This window comes from Pseudomonas ogarae, assembly GCF_014268695.2.
GTDB classification, from domain to species: Bacteria; Pseudomonadota; Gammaproteobacteria; order Pseudomonadales; family Pseudomonadaceae; genus Aquipseudomonas; species Aquipseudomonas kilonensis.
Window position 1 is genome coordinate 1,809,480 of the sequence record NZ_CP077086.1, and the last position, 23,260, is coordinate 1,832,739.

General features: G+C 59.8%; 25 protein-coding genes, 1 tRNA gene and 2 pseudogenes. 13 read left to right on the top strand and 15 right to left on the bottom strand.

Features of this window, described 5'->3' with window-relative positions; translation table 11 throughout:
* Positions 1-16: 16 nt before the first annotated feature.
* The 5 genes from HU749_RS08030 to HU749_RS08050 all read left to right on the top strand — a co-directional run bounded on the left by HU749_RS08030 (position 17) and on the right by HU749_RS08050 (position 4,084).
* Positions 17-766 carry a TPM domain-containing protein gene (locus HU749_RS08030; protein ID WP_046065157.1) on the top strand — a complete coding sequence of 250 codons (750 nt, stop codon included), beginning with the start codon at positions 17-19 and terminating at the stop codon, positions 764-766.
* 27 nt (positions 767-793) lie between these two features.
* Entirely contained in the window at positions 794-1,411 is a 618-nt protein-coding gene (locus tag HU749_RS08035; RefSeq protein WP_014336988.1) for a TPM domain-containing protein, read from the top strand.
* Between the two features lie 213 nt (positions 1,412-1,624).
* Entirely contained in the window at positions 1,625-2,842 is a 1,218-nt protein-coding gene (locus HU749_RS08040) for a class I SAM-dependent methyltransferase (RefSeq protein ID WP_079303755.1), read from the top strand.
* A 234-nt stretch (positions 2,843-3,076) separates the two neighbouring features.
* On the top strand, positions 3,077-3,658 hold the full coding sequence (locus HU749_RS08045; RefSeq protein WP_014336990.1) for a DJ-1/PfpI family protein: 582 nt from the start codon (positions 3,077-3,079) through the stop codon (positions 3,656-3,658).
* Between the two features lie 81 nt (positions 3,659-3,739).
* Positions 3,740-4,084, top strand: coding sequence for a YegP family protein (locus HU749_RS08050; protein ID WP_018606998.1), 345 nt, complete (start codon positions 3,740-3,742; stop codon positions 4,082-4,084).
* Positions 4,085-4,235: 151 nt separating this feature from the next.
* Here the strand turns inward: HU749_RS08050 and HU749_RS08055 are convergent, their stop codons facing one another.
* Entirely contained in the window at positions 4,236-5,255 is a 1,020-nt protein-coding gene (locus HU749_RS08055; RefSeq protein WP_095962872.1) for a DUF4917 family protein, read from the bottom strand.
* Positions 5,256-5,395: 140 nt separating this feature from the next.
* On the opposite strand from HU749_RS08055, the gene yiaY reads away from it, so the two are divergent.
* Positions 5,396-6,544: an L-threonine dehydrogenase gene (yiaY, locus tag HU749_RS08060; RefSeq protein WP_186649605.1), complete on the top strand. Its 1,149-nt coding sequence runs from the start codon at positions 5,396-5,398 to the stop codon at positions 6,542-6,544.
* A gap of 140 nt (positions 6,545-6,684) precedes the next feature.
* On the opposite strand, the gene HU749_RS08065 is transcribed toward yiaY, so the two are convergent.
* Positions 6,685-7,848 (bottom strand): MFS transporter, encoded by a 1,164-nt coding sequence (locus HU749_RS08065; RefSeq protein ID WP_095962873.1) that lies wholly within the window; start codon positions 7,846-7,848, stop codon positions 6,685-6,687.
* Positions 7,849-7,861: 13 nt separating this feature from the next.
* Positions 7,862-9,097, bottom strand: a complete 1,236-nt coding sequence (locus tag HU749_RS08070) for an aminotransferase class I/II-fold pyridoxal phosphate-dependent enzyme (RefSeq protein WP_186649607.1) — start codon at positions 9,095-9,097, stop codon at positions 7,862-7,864.
* Between the two features lie 256 nt (positions 9,098-9,353).
* On the opposite strand from HU749_RS08070, the gene fos reads away from it, so the two are divergent.
* From fos to HU749_RS08085, 3 genes are all read left to right on the top strand, one after another.
* Entirely contained in the window at positions 9,354-9,767 is a 414-nt protein-coding gene (gene fos, locus HU749_RS08075) for a fosfomycin resistance glutathione transferase (RefSeq protein ID WP_079303765.1), read from the top strand.
* A gap of 178 nt (positions 9,768-9,945) precedes the next feature.
* Positions 9,946-11,295, top strand: a complete 1,350-nt coding sequence (locus tag HU749_RS08080; protein WP_095962874.1) for a sensor domain-containing protein — start codon at positions 9,946-9,948, stop codon at positions 11,293-11,295.
* A gap of 342 nt (positions 11,296-11,637) precedes the next feature.
* Positions 11,638-12,141 carry a DUF4142 domain-containing protein gene (locus HU749_RS08085; protein ID WP_225919143.1) on the top strand — a complete coding sequence of 168 codons (504 nt, stop codon included), beginning with the start codon at positions 11,638-11,640 and terminating at the stop codon, positions 12,139-12,141.
* 88 nt (positions 12,142-12,229) lie between these two features.
* Here HU749_RS08085 and HU749_RS08090 read toward each other — a convergent pair whose 3' ends face one another.
* Complete coding sequence (locus tag HU749_RS08090) at positions 12,230-12,634, bottom strand: low affinity iron permease family protein (RefSeq protein WP_014336999.1); 405 nt, start codon at positions 12,632-12,634, stop codon at positions 12,230-12,232.
* A gap of 177 nt (positions 12,635-12,811) precedes the next feature.
* Between HU749_RS08090 and HU749_RS08095 the strand changes: the two genes are divergently transcribed.
* Complete coding sequence (locus HU749_RS08095; RefSeq protein ID WP_003198724.1) at positions 12,812-12,958, top strand: hypothetical protein; 147 nt, start codon at positions 12,812-12,814, stop codon at positions 12,956-12,958.
* A 144-nt stretch (positions 12,959-13,102) separates the two neighbouring features.
* Here HU749_RS08095 and HU749_RS08100 read toward each other — a convergent pair whose 3' ends face one another.
* The 3 genes and pseudogenes from HU749_RS08100 to HU749_RS08110 form a co-directional block, all read right to left on the bottom strand.
* Positions 13,103-13,513, bottom strand: coding sequence for a type II toxin-antitoxin system HicB family antitoxin (locus HU749_RS08100; protein ID WP_014337000.1), 411 nt, complete (start codon positions 13,511-13,513; stop codon positions 13,103-13,105).
* 40 nt (positions 13,514-13,553) lie between these two features.
* Positions 13,554-13,730: pseudogene (locus tag HU749_RS08105) on the bottom strand (type II toxin-antitoxin system HicA family toxin); the annotation flags it as partial.
* 257 nt (positions 13,731-13,987) lie between these two features.
* Positions 13,988-14,617, bottom strand: coding sequence for a LysE family translocator (locus HU749_RS08110; protein ID WP_079303773.1), 630 nt, complete (start codon positions 14,615-14,617; stop codon positions 13,988-13,990).
* A gap of 144 nt (positions 14,618-14,761) precedes the next feature.
* On the opposite strand from HU749_RS08110, the gene HU749_RS08115 reads away from it, so the two are divergent.
* Positions 14,762-15,241: an Lrp/AsnC family transcriptional regulator gene (locus HU749_RS08115; protein WP_003198732.1), complete on the top strand. Its 480-nt coding sequence runs from the start codon at positions 14,762-14,764 to the stop codon at positions 15,239-15,241.
* Between the two features lie 301 nt (positions 15,242-15,542).
* Here HU749_RS08115 and HU749_RS08120 read toward each other — a convergent pair whose 3' ends face one another.
* Positions 15,543-15,842 carry a DUF3077 domain-containing protein gene (locus tag HU749_RS08120; protein WP_014337003.1) on the bottom strand — a complete coding sequence of 100 codons (300 nt, stop codon included), beginning with the start codon at positions 15,840-15,842 and terminating at the stop codon, positions 15,543-15,545.
* Positions 15,843-16,233: 391 nt separating this feature from the next.
* Here HU749_RS08120 and HU749_RS08125 point away from each other — a divergent pair, with 391 nt between their 5' ends.
* Together HU749_RS08125 and HU749_RS08130 are read left to right on the top strand one after the other, a co-directional pair.
* Positions 16,234-16,974, top strand: a complete 741-nt coding sequence (locus HU749_RS08125; protein ID WP_186649737.1) for a zeta toxin family protein — start codon at positions 16,234-16,236, stop codon at positions 16,972-16,974.
* A gap of 5 nt (positions 16,975-16,979) precedes the next feature.
* Positions 16,980-17,159 carry a hypothetical protein gene (locus HU749_RS08130; protein WP_041475779.1) on the top strand — a complete coding sequence of 60 codons (180 nt, stop codon included), beginning with the start codon at positions 16,980-16,982 and terminating at the stop codon, positions 17,157-17,159.
* Between the two features lie 346 nt (positions 17,160-17,505).
* Here the strand turns inward: HU749_RS08130 and HU749_RS08135 are convergent, their stop codons facing one another.
* The 7 genes and pseudogenes from HU749_RS08135 to atzF form a co-directional block, all read right to left on the bottom strand.
* Entirely contained in the window at positions 17,506-18,084 is a 579-nt protein-coding gene (locus HU749_RS08135) for a hypothetical protein (RefSeq protein WP_186649609.1), read from the bottom strand.
* A gap of 141 nt (positions 18,085-18,225) precedes the next feature.
* Positions 18,226-18,299, bottom strand: a tRNA-Gly gene (locus HU749_RS08140).
* 162 nt (positions 18,300-18,461) lie between these two features.
* A complete protein-coding gene (locus HU749_RS08145) occupies positions 18,462-19,346 on the bottom strand; it encodes an alpha/beta fold hydrolase (RefSeq protein WP_079303777.1) in 885 nt (294 codons plus the stop codon).
* A gap of 311 nt (positions 19,347-19,657) precedes the next feature.
* The gene (locus HU749_RS08150) at positions 19,658-20,350 is read right to left on the bottom strand and encodes a pseudouridine synthase (protein WP_079303779.1); all 693 of its coding nucleotides are present in this window, start codon (positions 20,348-20,350) and stop codon (positions 19,658-19,660) included.
* A gap of 35 nt (positions 20,351-20,385) precedes the next feature.
* Positions 20,386-20,604, bottom strand: coding sequence for a cysteine-rich CWC family protein (locus HU749_RS08155; protein WP_186649611.1), 219 nt, complete (start codon positions 20,602-20,604; stop codon positions 20,386-20,388).
* Positions 20,597-21,214 (bottom strand): annotated as a pseudogene (locus HU749_RS08160) (GGDEF domain-containing protein); the annotation flags it as partial. The gene HU749_RS08155 and the pseudogene HU749_RS08160, both read right to left, overlap by 8 nt.
* Positions 21,215-21,465: 251 nt before the next feature.
* A complete protein-coding gene (gene atzF / locus HU749_RS08165) occupies positions 21,466-23,244 on the bottom strand; it encodes an allophanate hydrolase (protein ID WP_186649613.1) in 1,779 nt (592 codons plus the stop codon).
* Positions 23,245-23,260: the final 16 nt, after the last annotated feature.

Sequence of the window (23,260 nt, forward strand, 5' to 3'; positions counted from 1 at the left end):
AAAAAATGTGGGAGCGATGCGAGTGTTGAAATTTGGCCTTGTGCTGTTGTTCTGGGTGTTTGCCATCACGGCCCAGGCCGAGCTGAAGTTTCCGGCATTGACCGGGCGGGTGGTGGACGCCGCGCAGATGCTCGAACCGTCGGTGAGCGCGCAACTGGAAGCGCAGCTCAAAGCCCATGAACAGGCCACCGGCGAACAGGTGGTCGTCGTGACCCTGGCGGACCTGCAAGGCAGCAGCATCGAAGACTTCGGTTATCAACTGGGGCGCCACTGGGGCATCGGGCAGAAGGATAAAAACAACGGCGCACTGCTGATCGTGGCCCGGGATGACCGTAAACTGCGCATCGAGGTGGGCTACGGCCTGGAGGATCGCCTGACCGACGCGCAGAGTTCGGTGATCATCAACCAGGTGATCACCCCGGCCTTCAAGACCGGCAACTTCAACAAAGGCATCAGCGACGGCGTCGCGGCGATGCTGGTGGTGCTGGGCGGCAGCCCGTTGGACGAGCCGGCACCGGCGTACAGTGCGGACGGGCAGCAAGAGCCGAGTGATTTCGTCGAGCGCCATCCCGGGCTGTTCATCTTCCTGGTGATACTGTTTATTTTGACGATATTGGTCTGCCAGATGCTCGGTATCCTGCCGACCGGAAGCGGTGGCTCCAGCCGTTCGGGCGGTTCCGGTGGAGGCTTCGGCGGCGGAGGCGGCGGGGGCTTCAGTGGTGGCGGTGGCAGTTTCGGGGGCGGCGGTTCGTCGGGCGGCTGGTGATAATAATAATGAGCAGGCACTTTTAACATGGCATTACTGACTGAACACGAACAACGCAAGGTCGCCGAGGCCATCGCCCGGGTCGAGCGGCATACCGACGCTGAACTGGTCACGGTGCTGGCCGCCCGCGCCGACGACTACGCTTATATCCCGCTGCTCTGGGCCAGCCTGCTGGCCCTGGTGGTGCCTGGCGTGGTCCATTACCTCACCGGCTGGTTGGCCATGCACAGCCTGTTGCTGGTGCAGTGGGTCAGTTTCATTGTGCTGTGCCTGGTGTTTCGCATCCCCAGGATCACCACGCACCTGATCCCCCGTTCCGTGCGTCACTGGCGGGCCTCCAACCTGGCGCGCCGGCAATTCCTCGAACAGAACCTGCACCACACCGTGGGCAGCACGGGGATGCTGATCTTTGTTTGTGAGGCTGAGCGGTACGTGGAAATCCTGGTCGATGAAGGCATTTCCAAGCGCCTGGACAACAAATGCTGGGATGCCATCGTCGCAGCGTTCACCCAGCAGGTTCGCCAGGGACAGACCCTGCAGGGTTTCGTGACCTGCATCGAAGCTTGCGGCGAATTGCTCAAGGAGCACGTGCCGGTGACCCAGGAGCGCAATGAGCTGCCGAATCGGTTGGTGGTGCTGGGCTGAAAATTCCCTGCCAGCACAAGCCTGTGGGAACAAAGCTTGCTCGCGATGAACGATAACGCGGTGAGCCTGCACTATCGCGGCGTATTCATCGCGGGCAAGCCTTGCTCCCACAGAGGCTACTGCTCGCCACACCAACTTTTCCGTGCCCTCGCTGCCCATCCCCCCTAAAATACCCGCCATTCCCGATTCGCCCCGCCCCGAGGCCGTTTTTTCATGTCTGCCACCGCAACGCCCGTCCGTCCCGCGCCGGATCACCACGCCCAGTTCATCGAGCTGCTGCGCATCAGCCTTGAACAGAACGCTTTCATCAAACTGGTGCTGGCCAAGTACGTGGGTGACGAAGCGGACCTCCAGCGGCTGATCATCAAGCAGCTGACGGTCAAGGACCAGCCGTGCCTGTCCTTCGTCTACCGCTACAAGACTCGCGACATCACCAAGAATTTCCCGCTGGCCGAAGGGGTGGAAACCATTGCTGCGCTGTTGCCGGCATCGTTCAAGAACGCGCATTTGCTGGCGGTCACCGACGAGGCGCAGTTGGAGTACAGCAAGAAGGGCAAGAGCTCGCTGTTCAAGAGCAAGCCCCAGCAACTGCGGGAAGTGCCATCTGCCGAACACAACCGTGAGAAAAATCGCTTCCTCGACCTGAGCCGGCCATTTTTGGCCGACCTGGGCGTGACCAACCACAAGCACGAGCTGATTCCGGCGATGTCGCGCAAGTGGAAGCAGATCAACAAGTTCATCGAGGTCTTCAGCCATGCGCTGACGTCTTCGCCGCTGGCCCTGGACAAACCGGTGCGGGTCTCGGATTTCGGTTCGGGCAAAGGCTACCTGACGTTCGCCATCCACGATTACCTGCGTAACACCTTGCAGGCCGAAGGCGTGGTGACCGGTGTCGAGCTGCGCGAAGACATGGTCAAGCTGTGCAACGAAGCCGCCGCGCGCCTGGAACACCCGGGCCTGAGCTTCCAGCACGGTGACGTGCGCAGCGTGGCACCGAGCGCGGTGGACGTGATGATCGCCTTGCACGCCTGCGACATCGCCACCGACTACGCAATCCACATGGGCATCCGCTCGGGCGCCTCGATCATCATGTGTTCGCCGTGCTGCCACAAGCAGATCCGCTTGCAGATCCAGAGCCCGGCCTTGCTCAAGCCGATGCTGCAATACGGCCTGCACCTGGGCCAGCAGGCGGAAATGGTCACCGACAGCTTGCGGGCGCTGTTCCTGGAAGCCTGCGGCTACGAGACCAAGGTCTTCGAGTTCATCTCCCTGGACCACACCAACAAGAACAAGATGATCCTGGCCGTCAAACGCGCCGAACCGGTGGACCCCACCGAGCTGCTGGCCAAGATCCAGGAACTCAAGGCCTTCTACCACATCACCGAGCACTGCCTTGAAACGCTGCTGCGGGCTGATGGTTACCTCGCCTGAGGCTGGTGCCCCAAATACTGTGGGAGCAAAGCTTGCTCGCGATAAGGGCGACACGGTTTAACTGCTGGAACCGCGTCATCGTTCATCGCGAGCAAGCTTTGCTCCCACAGGACTCGCTCCCACAAGGGCAGAGGTGCAGCCCGTCAGGTAATCAGCGCTTATCCCTCATCTACCGACGTAGCGGACTACCTTTAATGCGTTAACCACCCACGCATCCCCAAAGGAGCCCACCCCATGCCCGCCAAGAAAATCCTCATGCTGGTCGGCGATTACGTCGAAGATTATGAAGTCATGGTGCCGTTCCAGGCCCTGCAGATGGTCGGCCACACCGTGCACGCCGTGTGCCCGGACAAAACCGCCGGACAGACGGTGCGCACGGCGATCCACGATTTCGAAGGCGACCAGACCTACAGTGAAAAACCGGGGCACTTGTTCGCCCTCAACCATGACTTCGCCAACGTCCAGGCCGCCGACTACGATGCGCTGCTGGTGCCGGGTGGGCGAGCGCCGGAATACCTGCGCCTGAATGAAACCGTCCTGCAACTGGTGCGCGATTTCGATCTGGCGGGCAAGCCCATTGCCGCAGTGTGCCACGGTGCGCAATTGCTGGCGGCGGCGGGCATCCTCGAAGGCCGTGAATGCAGCGCCTACCCGGCGTGTGCCCCGGAAGTCCGGCTGGCGGGCGGGACCTATATCGACATTCCCGTGACCCAGGGCCATGTCCAGGGCAACCTCGCAACGGCACCGGCCTGGCCTGCGCATCCGAACTGGCTGGCGGGTTTCCTGACGCTGCTGGGCACGGCCATCACTTTGTAATAACGCCGCACAGCGGACTGGCAAGGCAAGCGCAGCGGGTCTTTACTCTCGGGGCATGTCTTCATTGCCAGGAGAAAAATCATGTCCGGATGGTACGAAATCAGCAAAAGCAGCAGCGGCCAGTTTCGGTTTGTGCTCAAGGCGGCCAACGCCGAGACAATCTTGACCAGTGAGTTGTACACCACCCGCAGCGGTGCCGACGGTGGCATTGCTTCGGTGCAGAAAAACAGTCCGTTGGCCGAGCGCTATGAACTCAAGAACACCAAGGACGGCCATCCGTATTTCAACCTCAAGGCGGCCAACCATGAAGTGATTGGCAGCAGTGAGGCTTATTCATCGGACGCGGCCCGGGACAAAGGTATCGCCAGCGTCAAGGCCAACGGACCGACGACGGTCATCAAGGACAAGACGGTGGCTGCGCTCTGACAGAACGATAATAAGGAGAACTGTGGCGAGGGGATCTGTGGGAGCAAGGCTTGCCCGCGATGCAGGCGCTGCGATTGTGCAGGCTCACCGCGTTATCGTTCATCGAGAGCAAGCTTTGCTCCCACACATGGATCCCCCCTCCACACGTGTTTTAAACCTCCACCGGCACCGACAACTTCGGATCGCCCAGCGGATGGCTCTTGGCATCGAAGAAGCGCAATTGCACCTCCAGCCCTTGGAACACCTTGGCGTAATGCCGCTTCTGATGCTGGATGAACGCCTGGCTACGGGGGTAGATCGAAATCGCCACGGTTTTCGGTGCCGCCAGGCGCAGGGCATGGACAATGTGCCGGTCCTGTTCGCCCAGGGCATGGCCGAACAGGCACAGGTTGTCGCCATGCTGCAGTAACTGGTCGTAGCAGAACGACAGGTAATCGCTGCTGCGGATGGTCTTGAGCTTGTCCTGGCTCGGGCCTTCATTGACGAACAGCGGCACATCGTCGAGGGTCTTGATCGTGTTGTTGATGGCGAAACTGCCCAGCAAGGTGCCTTCGGTGGACGTGAGCTTGCGCGCCGTGCCGTCCTGGTTGCGCACCAGGTGCAGGCCGCCGTGCAGGTACAACAGGCGTGGTTTGTCGGTGGTCGCCTGGCTCAGGTCGAAACTGTGGTCATCGCCCAAGAACAGGTCGCTGATGCTCTCGGGCGCCTGCTGGATTGCCCAGTAGTTGAGCAGGTCGTAGTTGGTGGTGAACACCGTGCGGTAGCGGCTCAGCTCCTGGTTGAGCGTCGACAGGGTCGACGGTTGCACCAGGCGCCATGGGATGTGCACCGCATGCACGGTGTTGATCAGTGCTTCCTTGATCGCGTAATAGCGATTGCGCGGCGCGGCAGAGCTGACGGCCAGGGCCTTGTTGACCCGACTGGTGGTTTTCAGCGCAGCGAGCACCTGCTCGAAACTGCGCGTCTGCATCGCGTCGAACACGCTCAGCTCCGACGGGCTCAGGGGTTTTTCCTCGACGGTGCGGGCATTTTCGAACAGCGAGTCATAGCCGAAATCATCCCACACCGCGCGGCTGGCGCCGTTGCCCACCAGCAGGCCGTTGAAGGCGGTGTCGGCGCGCAGGGCCTCCCAGTCTTCGAGCCGGGTGTCGTATTCCTGGAAATCGGTCATCGCAAGGATCATCTCAAAACGTGGCAAAGGCAGGGCGCGACTTTATCACGACCCAGTCTTGAGCCAGATCAAGATGCGTCATGACTAGTCGGTCATTCTGTAGGCCCTGCCGATCCGGCCTCAACCAGGAGCGTGACCCCATGAGCAGCACTTTTTTCATTCCCGCCGTGAACATCATGGGGCTGGGCTGCCTCGATGAAGCGATGACCGCTATTCGCAACTACGGCTTTCGCAAAGCCCTGATCGTCACCGACGCGGGGCTGGCCAAGGCCGGCGTCGCCACCAAAGTGGCCGAGTTATTGGCGATACAGGACATCGACTCGGTGATTTTCGACGGCGCCAAGCCCAACCCAAGCATCGCCAATGTCGAGCTCGGGCTGGGGCTGCTGAAGGAGAGTCAGTGTGATTTCGTCGTGTCGCTGGGCGGTGGTTCGCCCCACGACTGCGCCAAGGGCATCGCCCTGTGCGCCACCAACGGCGGGCAGATTCGTGACTATGAAGGCGTCGACCGTTCGAGCAAGCCGCAGTTGCCGCTGATCGCCATCAACACCACGGCGGGCACCGCCAGCGAAATGACCCGTTTTTGCATCATCACTGACGAGACCCGTCACGTGAAAATGGCGATTGTCGATCGCAACGTGACCCCATTGATGTCGGTGAACGACCCGGCGCTGATGGTGGCGATGCCCAAGGGCCTGACGGCCGCCACCGGCATGGATGCACTGACCCACGCGATCGAGGCTTATGTTTCTATCGCCGCCAATCCGATTACCGATGCCTGCGCTCTGAAGGCCATCACCCTGATCAGCAACAACCTGCGCCTGGCCGTGCGGGACGGCAACGACCTGACAGCCCGGGAAAACATGGCCTACGCGCAGTTTCTCGCGGGGATGGCGTTCAACAATGCATCGTTAGGTTTCGTGCACGCAATGGCGCATCAGTTGGGTGGCTTCTACGACCTGCCTCATGGTGTGTGCAACGCGGTGCTGTTGCCTCATGTGCAGAGCTTCAACGCTTCGGTGTGCGCCGTTCGCCTGACCGACGTGGCCCATGCCATGGGCGCCGATACACGGGGCTTCAGCCCGGAAGAAGGGGCCCGGGACGCCATTGCGGCGATCCGCAAACTGGCCCTTGATGTAGACATTCCGGCCGGTTTGCGTGACCTGGGCGTACGCCTCAATGACGTACCGGTGCTGGCCGCCAACGCCTTGAAAGACGCCTGCGGCCTGACCAACCCACGGGCGGCGGACCAGCGGCAGATCGAAGAGATTTTCCGCAGCGCGTTCTAGGCTTTGTATGAAAAGTCGCCGAGCGGCGATCAGGCAAGGCGAAAACAGGCGAGGAAGCGGAGTTTACGGATTGTAAATGAGCATTCCGAGCCTGTTTTCAACGCAGCATGATCGTCGCGCAGGCACTTTTCGTACAAAGCCTAAGCGACCCGGGGTGGCACGAACTTCACACAGAGCATCGCCGCCGTCCCCAACAGCGCGCACAACGCCGCCAGCGGCCAGGCCTGTTGGCTCAACAACAGGCTGGCCATGGCACCGATCACCGAGGCCATCAGTTGGTGCAGGAATCCGCTCAACGCCATGGCATACGCGCCGGCCACCGGTGAGCCTTCGTTGGCCAGGGACAGGCTGATGGGGTAGATCAACGACTGGCCAAACACCGCGAAGCAATACGGCAGCCAGAAGAGCAGCGCGATGCTGCTCAGGGTGAGGCTGCCTGCCAGCATGGTCATGCTCCCGCCCAGCACCAGGGCGATGCCCCAGCCCATCATTCGTCGTTGGCCGGTACGCAGTACAAAAGCGTTCACCGCCAGCGCCCCAAGCAAGTACGCCGCACTGACCGGCCAGCCCAGCAGGCCGTATTCGATGGGCGACCAGTGGAAGCTCTCCTGCAGGATCAGCGGCGCGGCGGTGTTGAAGGCGACGATCACGCCGTAACCCAGCCCACCCGCCAAGGCCGGCAGCAGGAACGCGCGTCGGTGCAGGATGTGCCCGTAGATCCCCCACGCCGATTGCCCGTTGCCGGCTTGCACCAGCACCGGGAACCTGGCCCTGGACACTGCCGCTGCCATGGCCAGGCTGACGGCGCCCAAACCGTAGAAAATCGCCTCCCAGCCGAAAGCGGCCTGGATCAGCGAGCCCAGGTACTGGCCGATACCGAGGGCAATCACAAAGGCGATCGATATCCAGGACAGGGCCTTGGCCAACAGGTCGCCGCTGAAACTGTCCCGAATCAAGACCCGTGCCATCACCGAGATACCGCTGGCGCCGATGCCCTGGATCAACCTGAGCGTCAGGAACGCCTCCACGGTTGTGCCCAGCGGCAGGGCCAGGTTGGCCAAACCGTACAACCCCAAGGCCGCCAGCAAGACCGGCTTGCGCCCCAGCCGCTGGCTCAGGCTGCCCCACAGCAACATCGGCAGCGCCATGCCGATCAGGTACACCGACAAGCCCCAGGAAACCCGGGACGCCTCGGCGTCCAGGTCCCGGGCGATATCGGGCAGGGCCGGCAAGTAGATGCTCATGCCCAGTTGGGCCAGGAAAACGGTGGTGCAGGTGACGATCAGGGTTGTACGGTTCTTCATCGAGCGTCCTGTCTCAAGGGCGGATGTCACGCCCGTGGGTCAGCAGCAGTTCGGTGATCTTTTCGCAAAACGAGCGAATCACGTTCGGCTCCATGTCGGCGCGCAGGGTAATGCGAATGGCGGCCTTGCCTTGCGGCACCACGGGAAAAAAGACCGCTGAAGTGAAATACCCCAGTTCGGCCAGTTCGACGGCCAGGCTGTTGGCCAGGGCCGCTTCACCGCAGGGCACCATGCGGATCGCCATGGGGTTGCCGTGCTGTTCAGTGCGCACGAGGCTGTCGAAGAAGCGGATATTAGCTTGCAAACGCTCCTGCAGGGCGCTGAATTCTCGACTGCGGTGCAGGCGGATCGACGCCATGCCGGCGCCGATGGCCGCTGCGTTCAGGCTCTGGGACCAATTGCTCGGCCCACCGTAACGCTGCACCAGCGCCTTGTGCCGTTCACTGCCAAACATGACCAGCCCGCCACTGGCGCCGAAGGACTTGGCCAATGAGGCAACGATCAGGGTGCGTTCATCCACGGCCGGGACGCGCGAACGGACCAGGCCTGCGCCGGACTCCCCGACCGCAGACAATGCGTGGGAGTCATCCAGGTAGAGAAACAGGCCATAGCGCTGCTTGAGATACATCAGGCTGTCCAGGTCCGCCAATCCGCCCATGCTGTAGGCGCTGTCGGCCACGTATGCCACGCAGCGCTGGCGTTTGCACAGGTCTTCGATGAAATCCATGTCGTTGTGCTGGCAGGTGATGACCTGGGTTTCATCGGCGCAGGCGGCCTTGCTGTGGTTCATCGAGTAATGGGCGTATTTGTCGAACACCATGACCGGCGAACACTGGTTGGTGAGCGCGCCGCTGGCCAGCAGCGGCAGGATTCCGGCGCTTGCCGCACTGCACGACAGGGCACTGAGGCAACTGGCCCCGAACAGCTCCGACAATTGGGTTTCGTACTGGTCCAGGATCGCCAGCTTGCAGCGATTCCTTGAGTTGGCGACCCGCAGGGTCCCGGTTTCCCACAGGGCAGTCATGGCGCCGTCCAGCAACGCGGGGTGATAGTCCAGGCCCAGGTACGACGTAGTACAGAAGTGATGAAAGGTACGACCGTATTGGTCGACCAGCACATTGGGTGTCTTGACCTCGACATTCAGCCCTGAGATTTTTCCGGCTTCGGTGCCCTGCCAGTTCTGGTCTGCGAGGGTAATCACCTTGCGGTAGTGGGTGAAGTGATGGGGCGCTTGAGCAGTCTGGTTCATGGTGCGATTGCATTCCTTGGTGAGTGGTGCTGTCCGTGGGTGTTTCGATAACGGTGTGTTTCCAGACTTTACAGATTGTTATGCAGGGCTTTGAATCGGCTGTTTCCGGCGTGTTTGAGTGTCACTGGAGAGTTCTACGTAGGACTTTGCCTAGGACCTTGGACGGGGAATCCGTCGGCGATGTCGGAGCTTGGAAATACCCTGGGTTCGCCCCAAGTCCGCTGGGTTATCACTCTTTTCTGAAGGTTGTTTGCTAATGCTCTCAGGCCTCAATCATCTGACCCTTGCCGTCACCGACCTGGACCGCAGTGTGGTTTTTTATGGCGAGCTGTTGCAGCTGCGTTTCGAAGCCAAGTGGGACCGCGGGGCCTATTTATCGCTGCCGGGTTTGTGGTTGTGCCTGTCTTTCGACCCGTTGCGCAGCCCCGAACCGGCGGCGGACTACACCCATTACGCTTTCAGCATCGCTGCCGAGGATTTTCCGGTGCTGGTGGCGCGGCTGAACGCGGCCCAGGTGTCATCGTGGCGAGACAACCGCAGCGAGGGTGATTCGTTCTACTTTCTCGACCCGGACGGGCACAAGCTCGAAGTCCATGTCGGCGACCTGGCATCGCGGTTGAAGGCCTGTCGGCAGGCACCGTATGCCGGTATGGCGTTTTTTACGGAGTGACGGGGTTGCGTTGAAGCGAGTGGCTGCACCTCCTGGGCGTTTCGTTCCCTACAGTTGATCCCCTGCGCTATCCTCATCGGTACAGGGGGCGCGTCGGGCTCGCTCGATGTATCGGCGTCATGAACTGACGATCACCCGCTTCGCTCACCGTTGCATTATCCGGATGACCTCCAGCCCCATGGACACTCGAAGTTCCGCGCCGCTGGCCAGCTACATCGACCTTCTGATGGACGCCGTGTGTGCCGTCGACGGCCAAGGGCGTTTCGTGTTTGTCAGTGCTGCCTGCGAACAGATTTTTGGCTACACCCCGCAGGAACTGATCGGCCAGCCGATGATCGACTTGGTGCACCCCGCCGACCGCCAGCGGACCCTTGAGGCGGCGCGGGAGATCATGGACGGCGAGCCCAAGCTCAATTTCGAGAACCGTTACCTGCGCAAGGACGGTCGGGTGGTGCACATCCTGTGGTCGGCACGCTGGTCGCCGGCGGACCAACTGCGCATTGCCGTGGCCCGGGACATCACCGAACGCAAGCAGGCCGAGTCCCGACAGGCGGCGTTGTATGCGATTTCCGAGGCCGCCCATGCTGCGGCGGATCTGCTGGCGCTGTTCAAGCGCATCCACCTGATTATTGGCGAGTGGCTGCCGGCGCTGAATTTTTCGGTGGCGCTGTATGACGAACAATGTTCGCAACTTAACTTCCCCTATCACGTCGATGACCGGGAAGGGCAGCCCGAATTGCCGGGCACGGTCACCGGGCGTTTGTGCGCCGAGGTGATTCGCAGCGGCCAGCCAATCCTGCTGACGCCCGGTTGCAGCCACTTGCCGCCGGGGTTCGACGACCTTGTGGCGCAGCCGGATGCGCCGTGTTGGCTGGGCGTGCCACTGAACTCGCAGAGCGGCACGATTGGCGCGCTGATCGTCAAGAGCGCGCCGGACAACGTGCGCTACACCGAGCAGGACAAGGAGTTGCTGCAATACGTTTGCGCGCAACTCACCATCGCCATCGAGCGCAAGCAGTTGCATGCCCGGTTGCAGCACATGGCTCAGTACGATCAGTTGACCCAGGTGCCCAACCGCGAATTGCTCCGTGAACGGTTCAAGTACGCCTTGGCAACCGCCCGTGCTGCGTCCGGGCGCATGGCCTTGCTGTATATCGACCTGGACCGTTTCAAGCAGGTCAACGACACCTATGGCCACGGGGTGGGCGACATGCTGTTGCAAGCGGTGGCCAATCGTCTCAAGGGCTGCATCCGCGACACCGACACCGTGGCGCGTATTGGCGGCGACGAGTTCGTGGTCCTGTTGCACAGCATCCAGGCCTTGGAGGATGCCCACAGTGTGCGGGAGAAAATCCGCCATGCACTGGCCCAGCCGCTGCGTCTGGACGGGCACTGCCTGAGCATCGAACCGAGCATCGGCGTGGCCTGTTTCCCCGACCATGGCACCGAAGATGTCGCCTTGTTCCGCCACGCCGATGAGGCGATGTACGCCGCCAAACGTCACAATCACCGGGCGTTCGGCATCTGATAGCGCGTCACCGTTCGTCGTGGCGCCAGCGCCTTTCCCAAACCTTCGGTCTGTATCCCATTCGAATATAAAAAGGGGCCTGCACGGCCTGTATCCACGAATAGGGAGGGCTGGACCATGCTCGGTTCAAGCCGTATTTATCCGGCAAACATTGCTCACGATCGAACGAAGGTGTCCGAATCAGGTCGCAGAAGTGGGAGAACCACCATCACGACCGTCGATAGAAGCCCCTCGAAAGCCGAAATTGGCCGGAAGCCGGGTAGGACGTCTCGCTGAATTCATGGCTGGTTCTGATTCAACGGTGGATAACCCGCCAGAACTTTCATAGAGGAGGGCGCGACCATGAGCCGTATGGCCAGCTTTTTTCGCACCACCAGTCTCGTCGTGTTGATGGGCCTGGGCGCCAACAGTGCCTGGGCCCAATCGCCTGCCGAATTCATCAACGATGCTTCAGCCAAAGGCATGGCCAACATCGAGGCCAGTCGCATGGCCCATGGGAAAGCCGAATCCAGGGAGGTCAAGGATTACACCATCATGGTCATCAACGACCGCACCACGGCCAATCAACACCTGGCGAAGATCGCCAAGAAACTCGACCTGCCTGTCGCCCCCCGGGAGGAGGTGGCTGACAAGGCCAAGGCCCTGATGCCGCAGGTCAAGGAAGGCGAGTCATTCGAAGCTGCGTATGCCGCCAGCCAGGTCAAGGCCACCGAGGAGGCCATCGCGCAGATCGAGCAGCAGGCCCAGACCACCGAAGTGCCGGAGATCAAGGCCTTCGCCGATGAAACGCTGCCTAAACTGCAGACCCATCTCGAAATGGCCAGGGCGCTGCAGGCCAGCCGCTGATCTGCTGTATTTTTGTATTCAGGGCCGGGACGTTCGCGTCCCGGCTGATTTTTGCTCGCCAAAAGGAGAACCTTCCAGCGCATCTGCGTCAGCACTGGTTCAGGTCTACTTTGTTCTTTTCTTCCAGCCCTTCAAGACTCTTGGCTTCGCCTTGGCCCATGGCCTGGTAATGCTTTCTCAGCGCCTCCAGTTGCTTGAGGTCCAGCGACTCAAGGCCCAGCATTGCATTCTGTGCCTCCTTGGTCGCTCGTAATAACTCATCGACCTTGAGGTGCAAGATGTCGGTATCGCGGTTCTGCGTGTTTTGAATCAGGAATACCATCAGGAAGGTAATGATCGTCGTTGATGTGTTGATGATCAGTTGCCACGTGTCATTGAACTGGAAAAAAGGCCCGCTGAGGGCCCAGAGTGCCAACAACACGATGGCCCCCAGAAACGTCTTGGGGCTCCCCGCCCAAAGGGCCAGTTTTTGCGCGATTTTTGCGAAGGTCATTGCTGTGTTCCTTATGGATGCACCTGTCCTTTGTGACAGCAATGAATTGATGAAAATTCTGCTTACATTTTCAGGCGCCGCTGTTCGGCAAGGATTTTCCGTGCAGCCTGAAAATCATCGCAACCAATTGCCGTGTTGGCGGGTCACTCCTTAAGGCCCTCAGCTTCGGAGTCCACCATGAATCTCGCACGCACTGTTTGCCTTGCCTGCTGTTTGTTCGCCCTGCAAGGCTGCTTCGACAACTCGGGTAACGAGACCAAGGACAACACCGATGGCACCAAGTCCTCGGTGCAGATGCAAGAGTCTGGAGCGGAAAAGAAATAGGCAGCCCGCAACCCCTCGAATGGGCTGTCGCAAAACCCTGTGGGAGCGAGCCTGCTCGCGATGGCGGTGGATCAGTTCGCAGTGATGTTGGATGTGCCGACGCCTTCGCGAGCAAGCTCGCTCCCACAGGTTGTGGCGGCTTTCTTAGCGCCCTTGCTGCAACACCTTGAGCGCTGCCGAAGCGAGGAAGCCGGAACGGCTCTTCTCTTCAGGATGGTGCAACACATATTCATCGATTCGGTTGAGCAGGTAGCCGGGCAACGTGATGTTGAGTTTCTGCGCCTTGCCCAGGTACTTGGTCACATCGATGTCCACCAGCGCCCAAGTGCAGCCGGCATATGTCGGATTGGCGGCGTGCAAGGTGACGGTGTTGGCCGACGGAATCGGCGAGCCGTCTTCAGCCAGAATCTCGAAATGTCCCTCGATGGCCTCGCGCGCCATTGCCATGGCCTCGTCCAGGTCGTCGCCTGCGGAAAAACATCCGGGAATATCCGGCACTTCAACACCCCAGGCGTGCTTGTCATCGCCCATGGAAATCGCAATCGGGTAAAGCATAATCATCGTCCTCCGGGAACGTCGAGCAACGGACTGGCTGAAGCAGCGCCTGTTGCAAAATACTGATGGCCGTTTTCTTGAGCAGGTCCTTCTTCGGATGAGGAACCGTGACCAGCCCCGGCTTAGTCGGGTGCTTGAAGTGATGGTGGCTGCCCCGAACTCGTACCAGATACCAACCGTCTGCAATGATCTGGCTTATCAAAAATCGGCTATTCACAACACCTCCGTGTGGTGTGCTTGGTGGGTACTATACCTACTGAAAATTAATGATCAACACTATAACCACCGAGGGTGACCTCGGCAGGCATGCGCAGCGACTGCGACGAAGTCTAGAAGCGGCGTCGCACAAGGGCGGCAGAGGGGCGGGGTGGGTTTATTTCGGGATGTGAAGCCGGACGTAATGCTTGTGGGGCGAGGGAGCTTGCTCCCGCTTACAGATCAAATACCAGGAGCCACTTCGCGAAACTACGGTCGCTATGACTGCTGCACAAACGTCAGCCGTACCGCAAAACCAATCAGAAGACTGCCAAACAGCCACTGCTGTACGCGCTGGGCCGAAGGCGAACGCTGAAGCCAGCGACCGAGTGCGACACCCACCAACGCATAGGCGCTATCGAACAGCAGGCCGACGCCGACCAGTACCACGCCCAGGGTCGCGAATTGCCCCAGCACCGGCCCGCCCTGTGGATCGATGAACTGCGGCAACAACACCGAGCAAAACAGCAAGGCTTTGGGATTGAGCAGATTGGTCAGCAGCCCACGCCGAATCGCCTGGTAGCAGCGCCGTTTCCCGACCTCGACTGCGACACCTTCAAAACTCGGCAACAAGGTGGTCCGCAGGCATTGAAAACCGATCCATAACAAGTAAGCAGCACCGGCCAGACGCACGACGTCGAACGTCCACGGCGCGGTCTTGAACAAGGCCGAAAGCCCCAACGCCGCCAATGCAACATGACACCCCCGAGCAATCCCCAGGCCCACCGCCGTCGCCAGTGCCGCGCTCCTGCCCTGACGGGCACCGGTTTGCAGCAGCAGAATCATGTCCGGCCCGGGCAACAGATACGCCACCGTCAACGCCATCAAAAACAACCCGAGCTCTGCCATGCCACACCCCTTCATCAACGATTCGCAAGTGCCCAGTCTATGGCGGAGGGGCGGGGCAGGTGGTTGCGAAGTCAGCTTCTAAAGCTTCGAGAATTGGCATAATCTGCCACGTATCTGCGTCATCCAATCGGAAAATGCCAACTTATGAAACTGGACGCCTTTGACCGCAAAATCCTCGTCGCACTGCAACGCGACGGCCGCCTGAGCAACGTGCAACTGGCCGAAGAAATCGGCCTGTCCCCCTCACCCTGCCTGCGCCGCGTGCGGATGCTCGAAGAGGCGGGGGTGATTCGTGGTTACCAAGCCGTCCTGGACCGCGACGAAGTGGGCCTCGGGCTGACGATCTTCGTCGGCGTCAAGGTCGAACGGCACAACGACGAGCGAGCCGAAGCATTTCGCCAGGCAGTGACGGCATTGCCCGAAGTGATCTCGGCGTTCCTGGTATCGGGCGAGTCGGATTTTCTACTGCAAGTCGTGGTGCCGGACCTGCGGGCTTATGACCGTTTTGTCACGGGGCATTTGTTGAAATTGCCCGGCATCAGCGATATCCGGAGTAACTTTGCGATTAATACGGTGAAGACGCCGGGTGCGTTGCCGTTGGGGCATTTGCCTGGGGCTGAATAGTTTTTACGATGGGGATTTACCCCACGAACTAGTAACATTCGCTGTTTGAATGCGTCGGGATTGAATGGGCGAGGGGGGCCGCTGGACTCACCGTCTTCAAGGGCCGAGCGAATAGTCTTCAGTTCAGCCTTATGTCTCTGGATGGGCTGATTGGCCACGGTGATGGTTTTTCGAACGGTTCCCATGCTTGAGCCTCCTAGGTACGTCGGTATTGCTAAGCCCCGCTGCGAAAGAAGCAGGGCTTAGCGCTGTCTATCGGATGGGGTTCCCTATGTCCCCATTCTCAGGACTTACTGTCGATCTACTGCGCCTCGGATTTTTTCTTGGACTCAGCCGCCGGCCTTGGCGTAATGACCTTCACAACGTCATCAATCACCGCCTTGCTCATCTCCAACAAAAAGTGCGCAGCCCAGGCGTAGCGGTCGGTGCTCTTTTCAAACGCCGCGTCTTCGGCAAGCCGGTGAGCGAGATGCAAAAGATCTGACGCCCGTTCCAATGCCTCTTGGATGGGGACACCGCCGTTGACACGGAACAGTGCTCGATCAGCGGAATAGTTGAAGGGGGTGTAGCCGATGGTTTTTAGCTCAGTGTTTTCGTTCATGGCCTGCCCCCGTCGATCGAGAAACAGTAGGTTCGAGGCCTGTGCTTTGGCTGGTTTGAAAGTGATTTAATTTGCTGCGAGGTACGCATTGTCTAGCTCCCGTGAAGCGCGGTTGCTTGACTCACGGGTTTCCAAGCCCGATCGCCTGATTTGCAGCGACGTCTAGAAGGGTAACCACGGAAGACAAACCCAACAAGTCGGCACACCGCCTAAAAAGCGTAGTTAGCGTGCTCCTTACGCAACGCTCGGAATTTCCCTACAAATATTCGTGAGAGCCAGAGGATACTTTATGTGACGATGTTCAACGAGACACTGATCGTCGTTGCCTTCGTCCGTATGGGTAACGATCAACGTTCTAAGTTTGGATCAAGTAAAACAGGTCGATGTCGGTATGACGCCAGAAGAAATTGCTATCGAGCAAGCCGCCCTTGAATTCGCTAGAGTGAATCGAGCTTCCTTGGCTCGGCATATTGCGGACACCGCTGTGTACCTCAGTGAGGAGGTACCATTCACGGTGTTCATGGCGGGGTCGCCTGGGGCTGGCAAGACGGAAATAGCCAAGGCTATGGCTGACGATTTGGACGAGAGAAATCTGAGCCTTTACTCCAAACGTGTTCTTCGTATCGATCCTGATGATTTTCGAAGTCTGATTCCCGGCTACGACGGACGCAATTCATACCTTTTTCAGCGTGCGGTTACGAAGATTCTAGAAAAGGTGTTGGACCGCGCGTTCAAGAAGCGGCTTTCGTTCATTCTGGATGGGACGATGGCCAACCTTGGGGTAGCGAAGCGGAATATCGACCGCGTCTTGGGAAGTGGCAGGAAAGCCCAGATTATGTATGTCTACCAGAGACCAGAACTCGCCTGGCAGTTCGTGCAGGCTCGGGAAGTTACAGAGGGCAGGAACATTCCGCTGCAGGAGTTCGCCAGACAGTTTGTTGCCGCACGGCGCAATGTCATTGAGTTGAAGCGCATCTACGGTAGCCAGGTCCACATCGATTTGCTTATCAAGGACTTTGATGGCGACGACGCTCAACAGGTTGAGCTTGATGTGGCTGGGGATACGATTGACGCTCTGATTCCCCAGATCTATGATCAGGCTCAGCTCGTTGAGCTGTTAGCAGAGGTTTGAAATCAATGAGTACAGATAAGATCAAGAAAACCAGCGCTTTGACTGAGTTTTTCACTAACACTCCCGCCGAGACTAGAAAAGAAATCTTGATGGGCATCATTGGCAAAGCTAACGCCTCGCAACGTGATGTTGTGCAGAAAGCAGAGGCTATCAAAGCTGCGCGGGCCTCTGCTCAGGCACACTGAGATGTTGCCGTCAAATCAGCCCAAGGTTCATTAGGCTCTGTTCAAAGTCTCGTCGAACTCGTGGTTTCCTTGCGCGAGCTGATGGGCGAAACGCTGTCGCTATATCCGCGTTACGTTGCTGCCGTTCAGCATCGGTGCTACGTTCGCCCTGACTCTGTTCGCCGTCGTCGCTTTTGTCGCAAGGCATGTTTGATTCTTTGCCACTCATCTCAAATCATCGGTGCCCTACCCCCTACGTGTTCAGCGCCATCGCTTCTACTTTGCTGTAAGCGGATCCAAGAGGCTTGATCACCTGCCTAGCACTTCTCCTATGGCGAAGGTCTGATGAAGTTATCTCCATGAGCGCTCATTCATGCTCACTCTTCTTCAAAGCGCCTGCTGCACAACGCCTCGCAATAGCCCTCAGCATGCGCCGACGAATAAGCCCGCTGACCGGGCGAATCAAATACCAATACGACGTAAAACTTCGCAACGCATCCGCGTCGAGGCAATGCACCCGTGTCTGCGTGGTCACCCTCGTCAAGCCCGATCGCAGCAGCTGGCAGCTGAAGCTAATGACCAGCTTCACATTCCCCGGCTCATTGAACAGCTCGAACGCTTCGGCATCCGCGACAACGACTTGGCCGTAGTCAGCTTTCCACAGCTTGCCGGCGAGCCCGTAGGCGATCTCTTTGTCGCCGTTGCGTTGAAGCAACGTGAAATTATCCATGCCGAATGAAGCGCGTTGATCAGCGCCTGGATGCGGAGAACGACCCAGCAGGCGCATGGGGAGTTCGCGAAGCTTGATTGCATACCGAAAAAAACGGTCGTCTTCGGGGCGATGGGCGAGGATTGCCGCCATGGCATGGGAAGGGTCTACGGGGATGTCCGCGGTATGCAATTCACTGAACTGATACGTAGGCAGATATGAGTCAATCAGGTGCATCCTTGCTCTCCTTCATAGGTGCTCGGTGTGAACCTCAGGGGCGCAAATCCCACAAAATTCCAGACCAAAAAAAACCGGCCACCAAGAGCCGGTTTTTTAATCCCTCGCCAAAAAACATACGGCGCAGGACCAGAATTCGATTGGAGCGGGTGAAGGGAATCGAACCCTCGTTATCAGCTTGGGAAGCTGGAGTAATGCCATTATACGACACCCGCTCAGAGCGGCTGACTTTGTACCAGATGTGGGCACGGATTTGAAGTTTTTCTTCACACAGCGTGCGGTCAGTCGTCTACGCGAGCCTCAAACCAGAGCGGTCGTTGGCGGGCAAGCCCCGTTGCTGAAGGCGCAGGACGGGGCTTGCTCGCCAGGACTCGGTTTCAGATGGCCGGTGCATGGTAGCCCTGTACGTAGCTATAGCGCGGTCGGCTTTCGTGGTGTTCCGGTGTGAGGAAACCCATCAAGGCGTTACGGCTGTCGCGGCAGGCGGCTTTGTGTTCCATGTCCAGGAAGTGCCCGGTGGCTTGCAGCGTGCTGAAGCTGCTGTGCTGCACGTGATCGGCAAAGAGCCTGGCGTCATCGGCCGCAGTGTATTCGTCCCATTCGCCGTTCAGGAACAACACCGGTACGTTGATCTTTTTCGCGGCGTTGACGTAGCACAGCTGGTCGCTGTGGAGCACATCGCTGATGTGGAAGTGCATCTGCCCGTACTCATGCTCGGCCAGGCTGCTGACATGGCGATAGTTGAAGCGCTTGAACAGCGGCGGCAGGTGTTTGCCGATGGTGCTGTTGACCAAGTGCCCGACACGGTCGCCGTCCAGGCTGCCCAGGTAGTCCACGCCGCGTTCCAGGTAGTCGCGCATCGGCGCATTGAGCACCGGCGAGAACGAGCTGATCACCGCTTTTTCGATGCGCCGTGGTCGCTGCGCCAAGGCGGTCAACGTGGCGGCGCCGCCCCAGGAAAACGACAGCACGTGCTCGGCGGCGAAGTGGTCGATCAGTTCCAGGAGAATCTGGCCCTCGATCTCTTTCGTCAGCATTTGCTCATGTCGGTTGTGAGCTTTTGACTTGCCCGCGTAGGGTTGGTCGTACAGCACAACATTGAATTGCGGGTAGAGGTTTTTGGCGGTCTGTGCAAACGACGCGGTGGTGGCCATTGAGCCGTTGACCAGAATGATGGTCTTTTGTGCGGCGTCTGCGCGATAGAACTCCGTGTAAACCCGATACTGACCCTGTATATCCAGCACAGCGATTTCTGGCCTCATGTCATAAGACTCCTGGCAAGCGGGTATGCGCGCAATGAGATTGCACGGGCAATGTGACAGGTAGGCATACGCCTGGAAGATAAAGCCCATGTCGATCCAAAAAAAACGGTCGACGGGTATTGTTATAGGCGGGCAGTTCGCCGGCGGGACAAGGCGGAACCTGAGGGTTCCAGCCGGCAAAAGGTTTCTTGGAAGTATGTTGTGACTCATCGGTCACATTTCGGCCGACGGTTTGATTCAAGCAGGGGGGCGACCGTTGCGCAAGTACCTATCGGAAAATTGTTCGACACTTCTGCCCAGCGGTAGTGGGTTCAGATGAGATGGACTTCTTCAAGGCTCAAGGCGCGGTACTGGCCCGGCTCGAGATGGGCATCCAGTGTCAGCGGGCCCATGCGCTCGCGGTGCAGGCGCAGCACCTTGTTGTTGAAATGGCCGAACATGCGCTTGACCTGGTGATAGCGCCCTTCAACGATGCTCAAGCGCGCCGATCTGGGCCCCAGCAGCGTCAGCTCTGCAGGTTGGGTGGTGAGGTCTTCGAAGGCAAAGTACAGGCCCCGGGCGAAGGTATCGGCGTATTCGGCCGTGATGATTTGCTCGGTTTCGACGTAGTAGACCTTGGGCAGTTTGGTCTGCGGTTGGGTCAGGCGGCGCGACCAGCTGCCGTCATTGGTGATCAGCATCAGCCCGGTGGTGTTGAAATCCAGGCGCCCGGCGATGTGCAGGTCGTCCTTGTCCGGTTCGTCCAGCCAGTCGAGGACGGTGGGGTGTTGTGGGTCGCGAGTCGCACTGACACAGCCGGGCGGCTTGTGCAGCATGAAGTAGCGCGTCGGCCGGCCCGTTTGCAGCACTTCGTCGTCGACCTCTACACGGCTGAATTCACGGACTTGTGCATGGGGATCGCTGACGGTCTGGCCGTCGATCCGTACCCGGCGTTCCACCAGCAACAGGCGCACTTGTTGGCGATTGAATCGCGGCAGATTACTGAGGAAACGGTCGACGCGCATGGGCAGTTCAGGCAAGGCAACGGAGGGCGGGCATCTTACGCGATCGGCTGGGGCTTGGCGCGCAACTGGGCTTCGACCTGGGCGCAGCGTGGGCACAGGCAGGACTGATCGCGCAGTTCGGCTGGCAGTGCCTCGAGCACGGCCGGGTCGATGCTTACGCCGTAACACCAGCAGGCCCGGTCGGCGGTTCGTGGGTCGGCCAGGGTGCAGTCGTTGACACCGCCGCAGGCCGGGCAAAGGTCGGGTTTATTCATAACTGGAATGAGGCATTTCCACGCAGGTTCGGTTGCACCCGGTCTGTCGGGCGCGTTGCAGCGCATGATCGGTCCGCGACAGCAGGCTGTGCAAGGTGTCTTCGTCCTGCAAGGTGGTGAGGCCGAGGCTGACGGTGACCAGCAATTGTTTTCCACTGCAGAAATAGCGCTGCTTTTCGATGTGCTGACGAATTTTCTCTGCGATCTTCAGACCGGTCTGTCCGTCGGTGTCCTTGAGCAGGACGGCAAAGGCTTCAGTGCTCCAGCGACACACGATGTCCGAATGCCGCAGGCTTTGCGTCAGGTCGCGGGCGAACCCGGTCAGCAGTTGTTCGGTGGCGATATGACCATGGGTGCTGTCCAACCGCTTGAACTCGTCCAGTTCCACCAGCACCGCAGTCAAGGGTTTTGGCTCGCGCTGGGCTTCATGCAGGGCTTGCACGGCCAGCAGGTCGAAGCCACGGCGATTCGGCAATTCGGTCAGGCTGTCGAGGGTGGCCTGGGCGTCGATGCGTTGTTGGTAGCTGTTGATCAACCGATAAAGGATTGCCAGGACCGCCAGCGTCACGAGCATGCCGATCAGCAGGTTCAGATACAGCGTCTTGAGGATGTTATCGCGTACCGAGGCATGGGCTGCGTAGTAGCCCAGCAACGCAATGATCAGGAAACCTGTACCGAGCAGCGCCACCACGGCCAGGAGCGGCTTGCGCTGGGAATACAACGGCGAACGGAGCGACATGGCGATTCCCTTGGCGCAGACCCAATGAAGTCAGTTTAGTGGCCTTGTGGGAAAAGACATTCGGATTTGCAGGTTTGTGGGACGGTGATGAGGGAACAAGTGCCCTCACCACCGGTTCAGCCTTATTCCAGGCTACGCAGATAAGCCCGCCATCCCCCCAGGTGACTGATGTCCCGCGCGCCTTCCAGGCCATACGACTCGCAGATGAATCCGCTTTCCCAGCGACCATCGGCCAGTTGCACCTTACCCAGCCCCAATGGTGCGGGGATGCCGGTCAGGAATGAACCCAGTTCGCTGCTCGGCAGTTCCCAGACCTCCACCTCGATCGCCACGCCGCCCTCGCTGACCCGAAGCATGCCGGGACGCAAGGGCGGGCCACCGGCCAAGGCGTAGAGGCGGTAATCCGCTGAGCTTTGGGTGGCCTCGATCAGCCGCGCGCCGCGTTGCTTGAGTTGCCAGTTCAGCGCCAACCCATCCAGGTGTGCGCCACACACCACCAGCCGCGCCCGGTCGTGGCGCGCCGGGTTGGCGGGCGCTGGCAAGGCCTTGTCCTGTTGACGCTGCAGGGCATCGGCCACGCTCAAGAGGTATTGGTCGGTGAAGGCTCGACCGAGCAACGTCACGCCCCAGGGCAAGCCGTTGGCCATGAACGCACTGGGTACGGCGACGGCGGCGTAGTCCAGCAGGTTCATGAAATTGGTGTAGTAACCCAGCTCCGAATTGCGCAGCACCGGTTCGGCGGCCAGTTCGGCGAGGGTCACCGGGCGGCCGATGGTCGGGGTGAGGACGCAATCGAGCGTATCCATGGCCCGGTCGCACTGGGCCTTGAGGGCTTGCAAACGGTAACGGGCACGGAAGGTTTGTACACCATCCACCGTAGGTGCTTTCGCCAGGACAGCGCGGATGACCGGCAGTACGGCCTCCGGCTCATGTTCCATCAAGGCGCCGGCAACGCTGTAGCGTTCGGCCACCCAGGGGCCTTCATACAGCAGCCGTGCGGCTTCCAGGAACGGCGACAAGTCCAGTTCCACGGCTTCACCGCCCAGGCGTTCGAGTCGGTCGATGGCTTCCTGAAACAGCTGCGGACCTTCCAGGCAGCCGAAAAATGCCAAGTCCCGTTGGCGCGGCACACCGAAACGAAAGCGCCGAGGCGCGCCGAACGCGGCGCCGTCGTTCCACTGCGGGTTGTGGCGGCTGTAGTCGTCACGAGGGTCTGGACGGGCCGTCAGCGCCAAGAGCTGGCTGGCTTCCTTGGCTGTCGCTGTGAAGGTGGTGACGCAGTCCAGGGTGCGACAGGCTGGGACCACGCCCGCCGTGGAGATCAACCCCAAGGTGGCCTTCAACCCCACCAGGTTGTTCAACGCTGCGGGCACCCGACCGGAGCCGGCGGTATCGGTGCCCAAGGCAAAACTCGCCACGCCCAGGGCCACGGCCAGCGACGAGCCGGCGCTCGAACCGCCTGCCGGATAGTCGGGCAACACGCTGTTGCGGCAGGCGCCGTAGGGCGAGCGAGTGCCATTGAGCCCGGTGGCAAATTGGTCGAGGTTGGTCTTGCCCAGAGGGATCGCGCCCAGAGCCAGCAACTGCTCGACAATGGTCGCCGAACGGTCTGGCACGTAGGCAAACGCCGGGCAGGCGGCGGTGGTCGGAATGCCGGCCAGGTCGATGTTGTCCTTGATGGCAAACGGCACGCCGTACAGCGGCAGGCTCTCCAGGTCGCGGCTTTCCAATGCGGCCAGGTAGGGTTCCAGTTCTTCGGCCGTCAGCAGGTGGATGAACAGGTGATAGTCCGGGTTCAGCGCTGCGGCTTTTTCCCGCAGGCCCAACAGCAATTGGCGTGGCGTCAGTTCGCCGCTGCGGTAGGTGTTGCGCAGGTCGTCCAAGCGAAGAGAGAGGTTCATGGTGTTAATCCTTTGA

Excerpts from the sequence above, each read along its gene's own strand:
- HU749_RS08095 (WP_003198724.1), top strand. The coding sequence starts at position 12,812 with ATGAATCTCGCACGCACTGTTTGCCTTGCCTGCTGTTTGTTCGCCCTG.
- HU749_RS08045 (WP_014336990.1), top strand. The coding sequence starts at position 3,077 with ATGCCCGCCAAGAAAATCCTCATGCTGGTCGGCGATTACGTCGAAGAT.
- HU749_RS08150 (WP_079303779.1), bottom strand. The coding sequence starts at position 20,350 with ATGCGCGTCGACCGTTTCCTCAGTAATCTGCCGCGATTCAATCGCCAA.
- HU749_RS08155 (WP_186649611.1), bottom strand. The coding sequence starts at position 20,604 with ATGAATAAACCCGACCTTTGCCCGGCCTGCGGCGGTGTCAACGACTGC.
- HU749_RS08070 (WP_186649607.1), bottom strand. The coding sequence starts at position 9,097 with ATGAACCAGACTGCTCAAGCGCCCCATCACTTCACCCACTACCGCAAG.
- yiaY (WP_186649605.1), top strand. The coding sequence starts at position 5,396 with ATGAGCAGCACTTTTTTCATTCCCGCCGTGAACATCATGGGGCTGGGC.
- HU749_RS08115 (WP_003198732.1), top strand. The coding sequence starts at position 14,762 with ATGAAACTGGACGCCTTTGACCGCAAAATCCTCGTCGCACTGCAACGC.
- atzF (WP_186649613.1), bottom strand. The coding sequence starts at position 23,244 with ATGAACCTCTCTCTTCGCTTGGACGACCTGCGCAACACCTACCGCAGC.
- fos (WP_079303765.1), top strand. The coding sequence starts at position 9,354 with ATGCTCTCAGGCCTCAATCATCTGACCCTTGCCGTCACCGACCTGGAC.
- HU749_RS08055 (WP_095962872.1), bottom strand. The coding sequence starts at position 5,255 with ATGACCGATTTCCAGGAATACGACACCCGGCTCGAAGACTGGGAGGCC.
- HU749_RS08035 (WP_014336988.1), top strand. The coding sequence starts at position 794 with ATGGCATTACTGACTGAACACGAACAACGCAAGGTCGCCGAGGCCATC.
- HU749_RS08085 (WP_225919143.1), top strand. The coding sequence starts at position 11,638 with ATGAGCCGTATGGCCAGCTTTTTTCGCACCACCAGTCTCGTCGTGTTG.
- HU749_RS08100 (WP_014337000.1), bottom strand. The coding sequence starts at position 13,513 with ATGCTTTACCCGATTGCGATTTCCATGGGCGATGACAAGCACGCCTGG.
- HU749_RS08050 (WP_018606998.1), top strand. The coding sequence starts at position 3,740 with ATGTCCGGATGGTACGAAATCAGCAAAAGCAGCAGCGGCCAGTTTCGG.
- HU749_RS08135 (WP_186649609.1), bottom strand. The coding sequence starts at position 18,084 with ATGCACCTGATTGACTCATATCTGCCTACGTATCAGTTCAGTGAATTG.
- HU749_RS08120 (WP_014337003.1), bottom strand. The coding sequence starts at position 15,842 with ATGAACGAAAACACTGAGCTAAAAACCATCGGCTACACCCCCTTCAAC.
- HU749_RS08090 (WP_014336999.1), bottom strand. The coding sequence starts at position 12,634 with ATGACCTTCGCAAAAATCGCGCAAAAACTGGCCCTTTGGGCGGGGAGC.
- HU749_RS08110 (WP_079303773.1), bottom strand. The coding sequence starts at position 14,617 with ATGGCAGAGCTCGGGTTGTTTTTGATGGCGTTGACGGTGGCGTATCTG.
- HU749_RS08145 (WP_079303777.1), bottom strand. The coding sequence starts at position 19,346 with ATGAGGCCAGAAATCGCTGTGCTGGATATACAGGGTCAGTATCGGGTT.
- HU749_RS08040 (WP_079303755.1), top strand. The coding sequence starts at position 1,625 with ATGTCTGCCACCGCAACGCCCGTCCGTCCCGCGCCGGATCACCACGCC.
- HU749_RS08130 (WP_041475779.1), top strand. The coding sequence starts at position 16,980 with ATGAGTACAGATAAGATCAAGAAAACCAGCGCTTTGACTGAGTTTTTC.
- HU749_RS08030 (WP_046065157.1), top strand. The coding sequence starts at position 17 with ATGCGAGTGTTGAAATTTGGCCTTGTGCTGTTGTTCTGGGTGTTTGCC.
- HU749_RS08080 (WP_095962874.1), top strand. The coding sequence starts at position 9,946 with ATGGACACTCGAAGTTCCGCGCCGCTGGCCAGCTACATCGACCTTCTG.
- HU749_RS08065 (WP_095962873.1), bottom strand. The coding sequence starts at position 7,848 with ATGAAGAACCGTACAACCCTGATCGTCACCTGCACCACCGTTTTCCTG.
- HU749_RS08125 (WP_186649737.1), top strand. The coding sequence starts at position 16,234 with ATGACGCCAGAAGAAATTGCTATCGAGCAAGCCGCCCTTGAATTCGCT.